This window comes from Variovorax sp. 05T418 (genome assembly GCF_056396385.1).
Window position 1 is genome coordinate 201,646 of sequence record NZ_JBFTLJ010000004.1, and the last position, 14,495, is coordinate 216,140.

The 14,495-nt window shown below is 68.5% G+C and carries 13 protein-coding genes and 1 pseudogene; 5 read left to right on the plus strand and 9 right to left on the minus strand.

Annotated features, from left to right (window positions below):
* Positions 1-15: 15 nt before the first annotated feature.
* Positions 16-1,221, minus strand: coding sequence for a CaiB/BaiF CoA transferase family protein (locus AC1DMS_RS09465; RefSeq protein WP_478180913.1), 1,206 nt, complete (start codon positions 1,219-1,221; stop codon positions 16-18).
* Complete coding sequence (locus AC1DMS_RS09470; protein ID WP_478180914.1) at positions 1,218-2,165, minus strand: hydroxymethylglutaryl-CoA lyase; 948 nt, start codon at positions 2,163-2,165, stop codon at positions 1,218-1,220. The genes AC1DMS_RS09465 and AC1DMS_RS09470 overlap by 4 nt, the downstream gene beginning before the upstream one ends.
* A 98-nt stretch (positions 2,166-2,263) precedes the next feature.
* On the opposite strand from AC1DMS_RS09470, the gene AC1DMS_RS09475 reads away from it, so the two are divergent.
* The 3 genes and pseudogenes from AC1DMS_RS09475 (at position 2,264) to AC1DMS_RS09485 (ending at position 4,927) form a co-directional block, all read left to right on the plus strand.
* Entirely contained in the window at positions 2,264-3,181 is a 918-nt protein-coding gene (locus AC1DMS_RS09475) for a LysR family transcriptional regulator (RefSeq protein WP_478180915.1), read from the plus strand.
* Positions 3,182-3,302: 121 nt separating this feature from the next.
* A pseudogene (locus tag AC1DMS_RS09480) lies at positions 3,303-4,196 on the plus strand (MBL fold metallo-hydrolase); the annotation flags it as partial.
* Positions 4,190-4,927, plus strand: a complete 738-nt coding sequence (locus AC1DMS_RS09485; protein WP_478180916.1) for a DsbA family protein — start codon at positions 4,190-4,192, stop codon at positions 4,925-4,927. The pseudogene AC1DMS_RS09480 and the gene AC1DMS_RS09485, both read left to right, overlap by 7 nt.
* Before the next feature lie 19 nt (positions 4,928-4,946).
* Here AC1DMS_RS09485 and AC1DMS_RS09490 read toward each other — a convergent pair whose 3' ends face one another.
* The 7 genes from AC1DMS_RS09490 to AC1DMS_RS09520 form a co-directional block, all read right to left on the minus strand.
* Entirely contained in the window at positions 4,947-6,647 is a 1,701-nt protein-coding gene (locus tag AC1DMS_RS09490) for a tannase/feruloyl esterase family alpha/beta hydrolase (protein ID WP_478180917.1), read from the minus strand.
* A 30-nt stretch (positions 6,648-6,677) separates the two neighbouring features.
* Entirely contained in the window at positions 6,678-7,382 is a 705-nt protein-coding gene (locus AC1DMS_RS09495; RefSeq protein ID WP_478180918.1) for an ABC transporter ATP-binding protein, read from the minus strand.
* Positions 7,375-8,136, minus strand: a complete 762-nt coding sequence (locus AC1DMS_RS09500) for an ABC transporter ATP-binding protein (RefSeq protein WP_436289087.1) — start codon at positions 8,134-8,136, stop codon at positions 7,375-7,377. Before AC1DMS_RS09500 ends, AC1DMS_RS09495 begins: the two co-directional genes overlap by 8 nt.
* The gene (locus AC1DMS_RS09505; protein WP_478180919.1) at positions 8,133-9,131 is read right to left on the minus strand and encodes a branched-chain amino acid ABC transporter permease; all 999 of its coding nucleotides are present in this window, start codon (positions 9,129-9,131) and stop codon (positions 8,133-8,135) included. Before AC1DMS_RS09505 ends, AC1DMS_RS09500 begins: the two co-directional genes overlap by 4 nt.
* Before the next feature lies 1 nt (position 9,132).
* Positions 9,133-10,005 (minus strand): branched-chain amino acid ABC transporter permease, encoded by an 873-nt coding sequence (locus tag AC1DMS_RS09510; protein WP_012746890.1) that lies wholly within the window; start codon positions 10,003-10,005, stop codon positions 9,133-9,135.
* Positions 10,006-10,361: 356 nt separating this feature from the next.
* Complete coding sequence (locus AC1DMS_RS09515) at positions 10,362-11,537, minus strand: ABC transporter substrate-binding protein (RefSeq protein WP_012746889.1); 1,176 nt, start codon at positions 11,535-11,537, stop codon at positions 10,362-10,364.
* 176 nt (positions 11,538-11,713) lie between these two features.
* On the minus strand, positions 11,714-12,487 hold the full coding sequence (locus tag AC1DMS_RS09520) for a GntR family transcriptional regulator (RefSeq protein WP_012746888.1): 774 nt from the start codon (positions 12,485-12,487) through the stop codon (positions 11,714-11,716).
* 164 nt (positions 12,488-12,651) lie between these two features.
* Here AC1DMS_RS09520 and AC1DMS_RS09525 point away from each other — a divergent pair, with 164 nt between their 5' ends.
* Both AC1DMS_RS09525 and AC1DMS_RS09530 read left to right on the plus strand, forming a co-directional pair.
* Positions 12,652-13,773, plus strand: coding sequence for a 5-methyltetrahydropteroyltriglutamate--homocysteine S-methyltransferase (locus AC1DMS_RS09525; protein ID WP_012746887.1), 1,122 nt, complete (start codon positions 12,652-12,654; stop codon positions 13,771-13,773).
* Positions 13,774-13,800: 27 nt separating this feature from the next.
* Entirely contained in the window at positions 13,801-14,466 is a 666-nt protein-coding gene (locus AC1DMS_RS09530) for a glutathione S-transferase family protein (protein WP_018903043.1), read from the plus strand.
* Positions 14,467-14,495: the final 29 nt, after the last annotated feature.

The following is a 14,495-nucleotide window of genomic DNA, read 5'->3' on the forward strand; positions in this document are numbered from 1 at the left end:
TTTTGGAAAAGGCGTTCAGGCGACGGCCGATTCGGCCTGCATCGCGGCCACCTGCGCATCGCCGTAGCCGAGCTCGGCGAGCAGCTCGCGCGTGTGCTCGCCGAGCGTCGGCGGGTCCAGGCGCACGCCCAGGCGCTCGCCGCCGAGCGTGATCGGGAACAGCGTGGTCTGCGCGGTCTGGCCGGCGCGCTCGCCGTCGGGCAGGCGGATGTCGGCGAGGCCGCCGGTCGCCTTCAGGTGCGGATCCTCGTAGAGGTCCTCGGGCCGCACGATGGGCGCGAACGGCAGGCCGCGCGCCTCGAAGATCGCCGACAGTTCGGCGGCCGGGCGGTCGGCCAGGCGCTGGCGCAGGTCCGCGAGCAGCGTGGGGCGCAGGCGGACCCTGTCGTTGTTGGTGCGCAGCGCCGGGTCGGCCTTCAGGTCGTCGAAGCCCAGCGCGTCGCAGAACACGGTCCATTGCGCATCGCTCACCGCGGCCAGGAAGATCTGCTCGCCATCCTTCACGGTGAACACGTCGTACAGCGCCCAGGCCGAGATGCGCTGGGGCATCGGCGCCGCGGCCTGGCCGGTGATCGCGTACTGCAGCATATGCTGGCCGACCAGGAACACGTTGTTCTCGAACAGCGCCGACTGCACCTCCTGCCCCTTGCCGGTCTGCGCGCGCTGCATCAGCGCCGCCATGGCGCCGATCGCGCCGAACATGCCGCCCATGATGTCGTTCACGCTGCTGCCCGCGCGCAGCGGGTCGCCGGGGCGCCCCGTCATGTAGGCGAGGCCGCCCATCATCTGCACCACTTCGTCCAGGGCCGTGCGGTGCTCGTAGGGGCCGGGCAGGAAGCCCGTGTGGTTGACATACACCAGGCGCGGGTTGAGCTTGCCGAGCGCGGCATGGCCGAGGCCGTACTTGTCCATGGTGCCGGGCCTGAAGTTCTGCGCCACCACGTCGGCGGTCGCGCACAGGCGCAGCGCCGCTTCCAGGCCCTGCGGGTGGCGCAGGTCGAGCGCGATGCTCTTCTTGTTGCGGTTGAACATCGGAAAGAAGCCGGTGCCCGCGCCCAGCAGGTGCCGTGTGCGGTCGCCCTCGATCGGCTCGACCTTGATGACCTCGGCGCCGAGGTCGGCCAGCACCATGCCGCATGTCGGGCCCATGACCATGTGCGTGAATTCGACCACGCGGATGCCCGTGAGCGGCAGGCGCTTTTCTTCGTCGGCCGCGCTCATGCGGTGGCTCCCGCGGTTGCTGCGAAGGTCTTCGGGAAACCCGCGCGCCACACCGTGCCCTGCAGCGTCTCGCCTTCGAGCCAGCCGGCCACGCGCTGGCGCAGGCCGAGCAGCTTCGGCAGGTCGACGCCGGTTGCAACGCCCATGCTTTCGAGCATGAAGACGAGGTCTTCGGTGTCGACGTTGCCGCTGGCACCGGGCGCGTGCGGGCAGCCGCCGATGCCGGCCAGGCAGGCGTCGAAACGCGCGATGCCGACTTCCAGCGCGGCATAGACGTTGGCGAGCCCCAGGCCGCGCGTGTCGTGGAAATGGCCGCACCACAGGCGCTCGCCCGCGATGCGCTGCGCGCGCTCGAACAGGCTGCGGACCATCGCGGGATCGGCATAGCCGACGGTGTCCGCCAAGCTCACGCGGTCGGCGCCCGCATCGAGCAGCGCCTGCATCAGCCGCAGCACCTCGCCGGAGTCCACATGGCCCTGGATCGTGCAGCCGAACGCGGTGCCCACGCCGCCCTCGATCAAGGTCCTGGAGCCCGCGGCGTCGCGCGCGGCGCGGATGCGCGCGACTTCGGCCACCACCTCGTCGGGCGTCTTGCGCAGGTTGGCAAGGCTGTGGGCATGGCTGGCGGACAGCGGCACCATCATGAGATCGGCCTTGCCGGCAATGGCCAGTTCGGCGCCGCGCAGGTTGGGCACCAGCACCGAGGCGACGAGCCCGGGCAGCGTCTTTGCAAAGGCCAGCAGCTCGGCCGTGTCGGCCAGCTGCGGCAGCAGGCGCGCGGGCACGAAGGAGCCGACTTCGATCTCGCGCTGGCCGGCGGCGTGTGCAGCGCGGATCCAGTCGAGCTTCTGGGCGGTGGGCAGGGTTCTGGCGATGCTCTGCAGGCCGTCGCGCAGCCCCACTTCGCGAACGGCCGCGCTGGGCGGCAGGAAGGCATGAATCAAAACTGGTCTCCGTCGTGAGGGTCGGCATCGATCTTAGAAGTTCCGATTCGATCCAGAAGGTATATTTTGGAAGCCATTCGATTCCAGAACGGAACATCATGAGAGACCTCGACCTCACCACGCTCCGCCTCTTCGTCGCCGTCTGCGAGACCCGCAGCATCGCGCGTGCGGGCGAGCAGGCCAGCATCGTCGGCTCGGCCATCAGCAAGCGCCTGGCCCAGCTCGAGGACGCCGTCGGCACGCCGCTGCTGCTGCGCAAGCGCCGCGGCGTGGTGCCCACGCCCGCCGGCGAAACGCTGCTCGAGCATGCGCGCGCGATGCTCGGCAGCGCCCACCGCATCGAGCGCGACATGGCCGCCTATGCAGGCGGCGCGCGCGGGCATGTGCGCATCCTGGCCTCAGCCTCGGCGCTGGCCGAATCGCTGGCCGAGGACGTGGCGAACTTCCTGCAGAACCCCGCGCACCGCAACATCCGCGTCGACATGGAAGAGCGCGTCAGCCCCGAGATCGTGCGCGGCATCCGCGAGGGCAGCGCCTCGATCGGCCTGTGCTGGGACGCGGCCGACCTTGAGGGCCTGCAGCGGCGCGACTACCGCACCGACCACCTCGCGATCGTCGCGCACCCCTCGCATCCGGCGGCGCGCCACGGCCAGGTGCGCTTCGAGGACGTGCTCGGCCATGAATTCGTCGGCATGCCCGCGCTGAGCGCCGTGCAGCTGATGCTCGCGCGCGAAGCGGCGGTGGCGGGCAAGCCGCTGGTGTACCGCGTGCTGGTGTCCAACTTCGATGCCGCCCTGCGCGTGGTGCGGGCCGGGCTCGCGATCAGCGTGGTGCCGGCCGAGGTGGCGCGGCCCTTCACCGACACCTACGGGCTGCGGCTGATGCCGCTCGCCGATGCCTGGGCGCGCCGCCGATTCGCGATCTGCTTTCGCGACGAAGCGGCGCTCTCGCCGTCGGCGCAACTGCTGGTGGCGCATCTCGAACAGTGCGCGACCGAGCGCGAGGCCGCTGGGTGATTTGCTCGAAATGCGAAACTATTCATTGGCAAATACAAGGTTTTTGTTTCCATTCACGAAACCTAACATTCGGGCTGTCCGCGCTGCCATCCCGCCAACGCCACTCCACCGAAAGACCCGAATGTTCCGCAGAACCCTTCTCTCCGCCGCCGCGCTCGGCGCCGCCCTGTCGTTCGCTGCCCTGGCGGCCCATGCCGCCGAGCCGCTCAAGCTCGAGGTGTACAACCCCGGCGCCAAGTCGATGTTCCCGGTGTCTTCCGAACTGGTCATGGGCCAGGCCGATGCCGTGCTGATCGACGCGCAGTTCCAGCGCAACGACGCCGAGGCGCTGGTGCAGAAGATCAAGGCCAGCGGCAAGAAGCTGACCACGGTCTACATCAGCCACAGCGACCCCGACTACTACTTCGGCCTCGACGTGATCCAGGCCGCGTTCCCCGACGCAAGGATCGTCGCCACGCCGCAGACCGTGGCCGCCATCCAGGCCTCCAAGGACGGCAAGCTTGCGCACTGGGGCCCGATCCTGAAGGACAACGCGCCCAAGGCGCTGGTCGTGCCCGAGCCGCTGGCCGGCGACAGCATCACGCTCGAAGGCCGCAAGATCCAGGTCGTGGGCCTCGACGGTCCCACGCCCGAACGCACTTTTGCATGGATCCCCTCGCTCAAGGCGGTGGTCGGCGGCATTCCGGTCTCGGCCAACATCCATGTGTGGGTGGCCGACACGCAGACGCCCGCCTCGCGCCGCGAGTGGATCAAGACGCTCGGCCGCATCGAGGCGCTGCGCCCGAAGACCGTGGTGCCCGGCCACTACCTTCCGAATGCGGACGGCAGTGCGCCCTACGCGCTCGCCTCGGTGAAGTTCACGCGCAGCTACCTGCAGGCCTTCGAGACCGAGGCCAAGAAGGCCGCGGACTCGGCCGCGCTCATCGCCGCGATGAAGAAGCGCTACCCGAAGCTCGAAGGCGCCTCGTCGCTCGAACTGGGCGCCAAGGTCATCAAGGGAGAAATGAAGTGGCCGCAGTGAACGACAACCCATCGGCAGCAGGCGCCACGCTGCACTACATCTTCGATCCGATGTGCGGCTGGTGCTATGCGGCTGCGCCGCTGGTCGAGGCGGCGCGCGGCGTGCCGGGCCTCCAGGTCGCGTTCCACGGCGGCGGCATGATGACCGGCGCCAACCGGCGCGCGATCACGCCGCAATGGCGCGACTACGTGATGCCGCACGACCGCCGCATTGCCGAGCTCACGGGCCAGCCCTTCGGCGAAGCCTACTTCGACGGCCTGCTGCGCGACACCGGCGCGGTGATGGACTCCGAGCCGCCGACCACCGCGGTGCTCGCGGCCGAGGCGCTGCGCGAAGGCGGCGGCCTCGACATGATCCATCGGCTGCAGCGCGCGCACTATGTCGAAGGCCGGCGCGTGGCCGATGCGGAGGTGCTCACGGCGCTGGCAGCGGAGCTCGGCTTCGATCGAGGCGCCTTCGCATCGGCCTTCTCGCGCCTTGCCGGCGAAGCGACGGCCAGGCACATCGCCGCAAGCCGCGAGCTGCTGCAGCGCGCGGGCGGCCAGGGCTTTCCGACCTTCGTGCTGGCACAGGCCGACGGCAGCGAGGGCCGGATCGAGATCGGTCCCTGGCTCGGCCGTACCGAGGAATGGAAGGCGCAGCTCGCCGGGCTCGTGCTGCCCTCGCCTGCCACGGCGGCGGGCGCCGGCCCGACCTCATGCGGGCCCGACAGCTGCGCGGTCTGAGCCGCTCAATCGCTTCGCGCTACCTGCTGCACTGGAAGCTCGCGGCCTGCGACACATCGCCGCCGGTGTAGCGCGGCCACAGCGGCCACTCGCACAGCGGGCGCGCGCGCACGACCCTGAACGGCGGCGGCACTTCCTGTTCGACCAGCTGCAGCCCGCTGGGCGCACGGCCGCGCTCGACCCAGTCGGCCAGCGCGCCGAGCATGTCGACGTTGGCCGGCGCGCCGCTGCCCACGTGGTCGACGCCGGGTGCGGTGTACAGGCGCAGGAAGCGGTCCGCGTTGTCACGGCCCATGCGGGCAACGACCGACTCGTAGTAGCGGATGCCTGCGAACGGGCTCTGCGCATAGTCGGCCATGTGCTCGAGCATCAGCAGCTTGCCGCCGCGCGCCTGGAAAGCGCCCAGGTCGGGGTTCGTCGAATCCATCAGCTGCGAGACGGCGGCGATGCGCGTGGCAAAGTCTTCCGCGCGGTAGTTGCGCACGTCGAGCGACGGATTGCGCGCATAGAAATACTGCAGCGCGCCGCTGCCATAGAACCACGCGATGCCGTTGCTCGGCTGCGGCGGCATCGTCGGCGCGCTGGTGCCCGTCCACCATGCATTCCACCCGCCCATCGATGCGAAAGCCGGCGTCGCCTCGCCACCGATGCCCCAGCCGGGGTATTCGGTGACGCCATGGGCCAGCGGCACGGGCGAGCGCCACGGCGAACGCAGCGTGCGCACCGCCTGCACCTGCGCATCGTTCAGGCAGTTGTCGCCGCTCGTGCCCGCCGCGCAGCGCAGGCTCGCCGGATCGAAGCGCTGCAGGCAGGCCACCGGGTTCGACACGATGCGGTCCGCCGCGCCATCCGCGGCATCGCACGATGCGAGCACGGCGTTGTGCACCAGCTGCACCTGCGCGGGCCGCAGCCATCCTTCGCCGAAGGTGGCGATGCCGTTGCGCGTGCCGGCGTGCTGGAGCCCCGTCCAGTTGATGACCGGCACGCGGCTGAAGATGCCGTCGAAGTCCTGCGGATAGCGCTGCGCCATCGTGAGCGCCTCGCGCCCGCCTTCGGAGCTGCCCATGAAGTACAACTTCTGCGGCGCCTGCCCGTAGGCGCGCTGCATCAGCGCCACCGCCACGTCGCGCACCTTCTTGTACGAGGCGTGGGCGAAGTTCGCCAGCGCCTCGTCGTTGAGCGCAAAGGCCTGCGGCGGCTGGCCCGCCACGTTCTGGTGGCCGGAGTCGGTGCCGTAGGTCACGTAGCCCTGCGCGAGCGGTGTCGGCTGGTCGAAGCGCGCAGCCGGCACCAGCGCAAGGCCGGTGATCAGCGTGCCGTTGAAACCGCCGCCGCCGTACTGCACGCTGCGCCCGTTCCATGCGAGCGGCAGGTTGACCCGGAACAGGATCGGCGGTGCCGTGGCATCGAGCGGCGCGATGCGGCCGAGCACCGCGCAGTGCGCAGGCGTTGCCGGCGTGATGCGCGCGGCCGGGCTGGGGCCGCGCTCGGCGACGGCAAGGGCCGTGGCGGGAACGAGCGTGGCCGAATCGATCGTGGCCGCGCCGCTCGGCAGGCCGATGGCCGCGGGCGCGACCGGCGCGGCGGCAAGGGCCGCACAGGCCACCGCCGGATCGGTGCCGAGGCCGAGGCTCTTCGGGCCGGTGGTGCCGCAAGCGGCGAGCAACGCGGCGGCCGCCAGCATGGCGCCCCCGCTGAGCACTGTCTTCGGGATCGCCATTTTTCTGTCTCCTTGTTGTTCGCCGGGCCGCTAGCGCGCCACGCCCAGCAAGCGTTCGAGCACCTGCGGCTGGCTGCGCAATGCCGCGGCGCTGTCGGTGTGCACGATGGTCCCGTGGTCGAGCACCACGGCGTGATCGGAAATCGCGAGGATCGCCTGCGGATGCTGCTCCACGATGATCGCGGCCAGCCCCTCGTCCTGCGTGATGCGGCGGATGGCGCGCAGCAGCTCTTCCACGATGATCGGCGCCAGCCCTTCGAGCGGCTCGTCGAGCAGCAGCAGCTTGGGGTTGAGCACCAGCGCGCGGCCCACGGCCAGCATCTGCTGCTCGCCGCCCGAGAGCTGCGTGCCCAGGTTGGTCTTGCGCTCGGCCAGGCGCGGGAACATCTCGTAGACGCGCTGCGGGTTCCACTTGCCGGGCCGCTCCACCGCCGTGAGGTTCTCGTGCACCGTGAGCGACTTGAAGATGTTGCGCTCCTGCGGCACCCAGCCGATGCCGGCCGCCGCGCGCTGGTGCGGCGCGAGCTTGTGCAGGGCCAGTCCAGCCAGCGAGATGCTCCCGCCATGCTGCCGCGTCGCACCCGCCAGCGTGTTGATCAGCGTGGTCTTGCCCGTGCCGTTGCGGCCCAGCAGCGCCAGCGTCTGGCCTTCGCCGAGCGCGAAGGCCACGTCGTGCAGCACCACGGCCTCGCCGTAGCCGGCGCTCAGGTTCTCGATGCGCAGCAGTTCAGACATGAACGGCATCTCCATGGCCGAGGTAGACCTCTTTCACCTTCGGATCGTTGGCGATGGTTTCGGGATCGCCCTCGGTCAGCAACGTCCCGTTGACCAGCACCGTCATGCGGTCGGCAAAGCTGAACACCAGGTCCATGTCGTGCTCGATCAAGAGCACCGACACGTCGGCCGGCAATGCGGCCACCGTCTGCAGCAGCTCCTCGCGCTCGCCGGCGGGAACGCCCGCCACCGGTTCGTCGAGCAGCAGCACGCGCGGCTCGCAGGCCAGCGCAATCGCGATCTCCAGCAGGCGGCGCTTGCCATAGGCCATGAACTTCGTCTGCTGCTGCGCCACGTCGCCGAGGTGGAACTGCTCGAGCAGCTGCGCCGCGCGCTCCGTCACGGCCTTGCTGGACCCCAGCGGGCGCCACCATTGCGACGCAATGCCCTGGTGCTGCGACACCACGAGCGCCAGTGTTTCGAGCGGCGTCATCGAGTCGAACAGCTGGTTGATCTGGAAGGTGCGCACCAGGCCGCGCGCCACGCGCTTGTGCGGCGCGAGCGTGGTGATGTCTTCACCGAGCAGCGAGATGCGGCCTTCGGTGGGCACGAGCACGCCCGTCAGCAGGTTGATGAGCGTGGTCTTGCCGGCCCCGTTGGGGCCGATCAGCGCATGGCGCGCGCCGCGCTTGAGCTCCATCGTGACGTTGTTGGTGGCCGTGATGCCGCCGAAGCGCATCACCAGGCCCTCTGTCGAAAGCACGGTCTCGGTCATGCCGCGCCTCCCTTCTTCCTCTTGCGCAGCCAGGTCCATGGCTTGAGCACGCGATCGCGCCCCACGAGCACCAGCAGCACCAGCAGGAGGCCGATCCAGAACATCCAGTACTGTGGCGTCACGGCCGAGAGCCAGTTCTGCAGCAGCTTGAAGACGATGGCGCCCGCCACGCCGCCATAGAGCCAGCCCACGCCGCCGATCACCAGCATCAGCAGCACGTCGGCCGAGCGGTCGAAGGCCAGCACGTCGAGCGAGGCAAAGCCCGTGGTCTGCGCGAGCAGCGCGCCCGCGGCACCGGCAATGCCGGCGGCCACGGTGTAGATGACGACGACCCGCGACACCACCGGAATGCCGATGGCCATGGCGCGCAGCCGGTTGTCGCGGATGGCCTTGAGCGTGGCGCCGAAGGGCGAATGCACGATGCGGCGCATCGCAAGGAACAGCAGCAGCATCACGGTCAGCGAATACCAGGCCGCCGTGCGGCCGTAGAGGTCGAACGCGAACAGGCCGAGCACCGGCCCCATCACCACGCCCTGCAGGCCGTCGGCACCGCCCGTGAGCCAGTCGAGCTTGTTGGCGAGTTCGAGCAGGAGCAGCGCAGTGCCCAGCGTGACCATCAGCCGCGTGAGGTCGCTGCCGCGCAGGATCGTGACGCTGGCCACCAGGCCAAGCACGGCCGAGAGCGCGGCGGCCACCACCAGCCCCACGGTCGGGTCGGGCATCACGAGCTTGGCGAACAGCGCCGCGGCGTAGGCGCCGAAGCCGAAGAAGGCGGCATGCCCGAGCGAGACGATTCCGGTGTAGCCGAGGATCAGGTCGAGCGACATCGCGAACAGCGCGACGATGGCGATCTCGTTGACCAGCAGCGAATGCGAGGGCATGAGAAACGGCAGCGCAAAGGCCACGGCCCACACCACGAATTCGAGCGGGCGCCAGCGCGCCTTGCGCAGCAGGGCCGATTCGTAGGTCGTTGTTGCAGAAGAAGGCGCGCTCATTTCAACGGCCTCCCTTGCGCGTGAACAGCCCCTGCGGCCGCCACATCAGGATCAGGATCATGAGCAGGTAGACGGTGAACGCACCCATCTTGGGAATGAAGTACTTGCCCGCCACGTCGGCAATGCCGAGCAGCAGCGCGGCCGCGAGCGGGCCGGTGATCGACGAGGTGCCGCCGACCGACACCACGATCAGGAAATAGATCATGTACTTGAGCGGAAAGGTCGGATCGAGTCCGAGGATCTCGGCGCCCAATGCACCGCCCAGCCCCGCGAGCCCGGAGCCGACCGCAAAGGTCAGCAGGAACACGATGTTGACGTTGATGCCCAGCCCTGCGGCCACGCGCGGATCGTCGACCGCGGCGCGCAGCCGGCTGCCGAAGCGCGTCTTCGACAGGATGAGCTGAAGCACCACCGTGAGCACGGCGCACACGGCAATGATGAAGAGCCGGTAGTGCCCCATGCCGAGCAGCAGCGCGCCGTCGCCGACTTCGGTGCGGCCGCGCAGCCATTCGGGCAGCTGGATGTTCTGCTGCGACGAACCGACGAAGTAGTCGACCGCCGCCACGGCCATGAATGCGAGGCCGATGGAAAACAGCACCTGGTCGAGGTGCGGCTTGCCGTACATCGGCCGGTAGAGCGTGCGCTCGAGCAGCGCCCCGGCCAGTGCCACCACGATGAAAGCGAGCGGCAGGCAGGCCAGGAACGGCACGCCCAGCTTCTGCATCGCAAACACCGTGAGGTACCCGCCCGCCATGGCAAAGGCGCCATGCGCGAGGTTGATGAAGTTCATCAGCCCGAGCGTCACGGCCAGCCCCACGGCGAGCACGAAGAGCAGCATGCCGTAGGCGATGCCATCGAAAAGAATGGTCAGCATGTCATTGTTCCGCTACGGCGTTTGCTTGGGCTCGCTTGTTTTTCGGTTCTTGTTCGAGACGTTTTGTTCAGGGCGCGTGCCCAGGCCACCGGGTACTCCCCTCCGCGAATGTCCCCCGCCTTCGGCTCCTCCTTTATTTCGCTGCGGGGAGCACCCGATGCCCTGGGCACCAGGGCACGCTCTGGGTGCACCGCTGATCAACCAGTGCTCTGAACACGCTCCCGTCGATGGGGTGCCTTGCGCAGCGAAATCAAGGAGGAGCCCGAAGGGCGGGGGACATTCGCTTCGCCGCGTACCCCGTCGGCGGGAGCGCCGCCCTGAACAGGAGCGCCCGAACAAAGCACCCGAACACCCAATTACTTCGCCTTGCCCGGATCCTTCACACCCTTGATCACGTCGAACTCGACGTTGTAGAGCTGCCCGTCCTTCTTCTCGACCTTGCGCAGGTACACGTCCTGCACGATGTCGCGCGTCTGCGCATCGATGTACACCGGGCCGCGCGGGCTCTCGAAGATCTGGCCCTTCATGGCGGCCAAGAGCGCATCCCCGCCGCCCTGCCCCTTGGTGGCCTTGAGCGCCTCGTAGATCACGCGCATGCCGTCATAGCCGCCCACGGCCATGAAGTTGGGGCGCATCTTCGGGTTGGCCTTCTGGAAGGCCTCGACGAACTTCTTGTTGGCAGGCGACGGATGCGCGGCCGAATAGTGGTGCGAAGTGACCACGCCCAGCGCGCCGTCGCCCATGTCGTTGAGCTGGTCGTCGTCGGTCACGTCGCCGGTGGCGATCATGCGGATGCCGGCCTTGTCCATGCCGCGCTCGAGGAACTGCTTCATCACGGCCGCGCCGGCGCCCGAGGGCACGAAGACGAACAGCGCGTCGGGCTTGGCGTCGCGCACCTTCTGCAGGAACGGTGCGAAGTCGGGGTTGCGCAGCGGCACACGCAGCTTCTCGATCACCTTGCCGCCGTTGAGCTGGAAGCGCTCGGTAAAAAACTTCTCGGCGTCGTTGCCCGGGCCGTAGTCGGCCACCAGCGTGACCACCGTCTTCACGCCGTTCTTGGGCGCCCAGTCGCCCATGGCCACCGACACCTGCGGCAGCGTGAAGCTCGAACGCACGATGTAGGGCGAGGCCTCGGTGATGCTCGACGTGGCCGCGGCCATCACCACCTGCGGCGTCTTCGACTGCGTGGCCAGCGGCGCGGCGGCCAGCGCGGCCGGCGTGACGCCGAAGCCCGCGATCACGTTCACCTTGTCGTTGACGATGAGTTCCTGCGCGAGGCGCTTGGTGACGTCGGGCGTGGCCACGTCGTCCTTGACGATCAGTTCGATCTTCTTGCCCGCCACGGTGTCGCCGTTCTGCGCCATGTACAGCCGGGCCGCCGCTTCGATCTGCCGGCCGGTGGAGGCCTGCTGCCCCGTCATCGGCAGGATCAGGCCGATCTTGAACTTGTTGCTGTCCTGCGCAGTGGCAAGCGACATGGAAAGCGCAAGCGCCGTGAGGCCTGCGGTCTGGATGAGATGGCGTCTTTGCATGAAGTTTTCCTTGGGGGGGCGGATGCGAACGGGGAGCTATTTTTCAATACTTTGCAACATGCGGCGGAGCAGGCAATCACCTACTCCACCGCCGGGGCGCGCCTTTGTTGCGCGATGAACAAATGAACTGCGCGATGATCGCGCAGCACAGCGGGCTGCGTGCATGCATCCATTGCTCAGCCGCGGCGGCGGATCAGCTGCACGCCGGGCAGCGGGCGCTGTTCGGCGGTGGTTGCGCCATGCAGCGCCTCGCGCAGGTTGCGCCGCGCGATGCGGCTGTGCTCGCGCATCAGCGCCTCGGCGCGCGAGCCTTCGCCGGCCTCGATGGCATCGAGCACCTGCAGGTGCTGGTCCTGCGCGATCACGAGCATGTCGCGCGCGGCGGGCGAATTGGCCTGCACGATGACGAAGCCCGACGGCGACGCGAACGGCAGGTTGACCACGCGTTCGAGCTGCTGCGCAATGACCGGGCTGGCCGCCATTTCGCACAGCAGCGAATGGAACTTCTCGTTGTGCGTGACGTAGCGCGAGAACGCCGCGTCGTCGAGCGCGGGCTCGCGCAGCAGTTCGTCGATGCGTGCCAGGCAGGCGCGCGCCTCGCGCAGCACCACCGGCGCCGCGCCGCGTTCGGCCGCGAGCCGCGCCACCAGGCCTTCGAGCGTGCCGCGCAGCTCGATCGCGTCGGCCACGTCGCGCTCGGAAAACGTGCGCACCGCATAGCCGCCGTTGGGCAGCGCCTCGAGCAGGCCTTCCTGTTCGAGCCGCATGAGGGCGCTGCGCACCGGCGTGCGCGAGACGCCGAGCTGCTCGGAGATGGCCACCTCGGCAATGCGCGCACCGCCGGGCAGCTCGCCGGCCAGGATCATCTCGCGCAGCCGCAGCTGTGCCTTCACGGCCTGCGAGCCGCCGCCGTCCGCGGGTTCGACGGGTGATGCAGCTGCGGCTTTCATGCGGTTGCGGGTGTTCTCATGAATACTGAATGTATACAAATCTCACGAGACTTTCGCTGATGAAGCCCCGTATTGCGGGTAAACACTAAGCCCGTTGTACACACCAATGTCCGTTCCTGAGGCGATACGATGTCCATCGTTTTTCAGCCACGACGGAGATCACCATGTCCCAGCACGCCGCCCTGCCCGCCCGCTACGACCACGTGGGCAGTTTCCTGCGCCCCAAATACCTGCTCGAAGCACGCGAGCAAAAGGCCAAGGGCGAGATCACGCCCGAGCAGCTGCGCAAGGTCGAAGACAAGGCCATCACCGAGATCGTCCGGTTCCAGGAAGACATTGGCCTGAAGAGCATCACCGACGGCGAATTCCGCCGCACCTACTTCCACATCGACTTCCTCGACCAGCTCGGCGGCGTGAAGACCGACATTCCAGTCACCATCCGCAAGCCCGACGGCACCGAGGAACTCGCGCCGCCCGCGATGCGCGTGCTCGACAAGGTGCGCCACATCAAGGACATCCAGCTCGCCGACTTCCAATACCTCAAGAGCCAGGTCTCGGCCGGCCGCACGCCCAAGGTGACGATTCCTTCGCCGACGATGCTGCACTTCCGCGGCGGCCGCGCCGGCATCAGCAAGGAGGCCTACCCCGAGCTCGACCCGGTGTTCTACGACGACGTCGCCAAGGCCTACGGCGACGAACTGCGCTCGCTCGCGGCCGCGGGCTGCACCTACGTGCAGATGGACGACACCAACCTGGCCTACCTGTGCGACGAGCACATGCGCGAAGCCGCCCGCAAGCGCGGCGACGATCCCAACGAGCTGCCGCACCGCTATGCCGCCTTCATCAACAAGGTGGTGGCGCAGAAGCCGCCGGGCATGCTGCTGGCCATGCACCTGTGCCGCGGCAACTTCAAGAGCACCCATGCCGCGGCCGGCAACTACGAGCCGGTGGCCGAGGCGCTGCTGAAGGAAATGGACCTCGACGCCTACTTCATGGAATACGACGACGCGCGCTCGGGCGACTTCAAGCCGCTGCGCTACCTGCCCAAGGGCAAGACGGTGGTGCTGGGCCTCGTGACCACCAAGTTCGGCGAGATGGAAGACAAGGACGAACTCAAGCGCCGCATCGAGGATGCCGCCAAGTACGCGCCGCTCGAGCAGCTCGCGCTGTCGCCGCAGTGCGGCTTCTCGAGCACGGTGCACGGCAACAACATCGCGGTGGAAGCGCAGCGCGCCAAGCTGCGCCTCGTGGTCGAGACCGCGCAGGAGGTCTGGGGCTCGACCTGAAGCGCCTTTCATGGTGAAGTCGGGGGCATGAAGACCCAGATCTATTCCGCCCCCCTCAGCATGTTCGGCGCCAAGGTGCAGATCGCCGCGCTCGAAAAAGACGTCGATTTCGAACTGGTGATGGTGCCCTTCACCAAGGACGACACCTACGAGCCCAAGCACCCCGAGGTGCTGCGCGTCAATCCCGTCAAGCAGCAGGTGCCGATCCTGATCGACGGCGATGTCGAGCTGTTCGATTCGACCCAGATCTTCGAGTACCTCGAAGACCGGTATCCGAATCCTGCGCTGTGGCCCCGCGGCATTGCCGAGCGGGCCCGTGCGCGGCAGCTCGAGCAGAAGTCGGACGAAGTGTTCTTCCCCAACGTGATCCGGCTCTTCGGCCTGCAGCACGACATGCAGAGCGCGCCCGCCGTGGCGGCCTGCGCCGCCTGCGCGCGCTACTACGAGGAAATGGAAGGCCTGCTGGCCACGCGCGAATACCTCGCTGGCCCCTACTCCTTTGCCGACATCGCCTTCTACATGGCGCATGTGTTCGCCGACCGCAAGGGCGCCGGCATGACCGGTGCCACGCCGCGGCTCGTGGCCTGGCGCGGCCGCGTGGGCGAGCGGCCCGCAGTGCGCGCGGCGGTCGATCCGATGATGCGCTTCCTGGCCTCCGAGGGACGCGGCGTGCCCGCCTTCCTGCAACGCTGAGCGGCGCGGACCTGTCCTCGGGCATCATC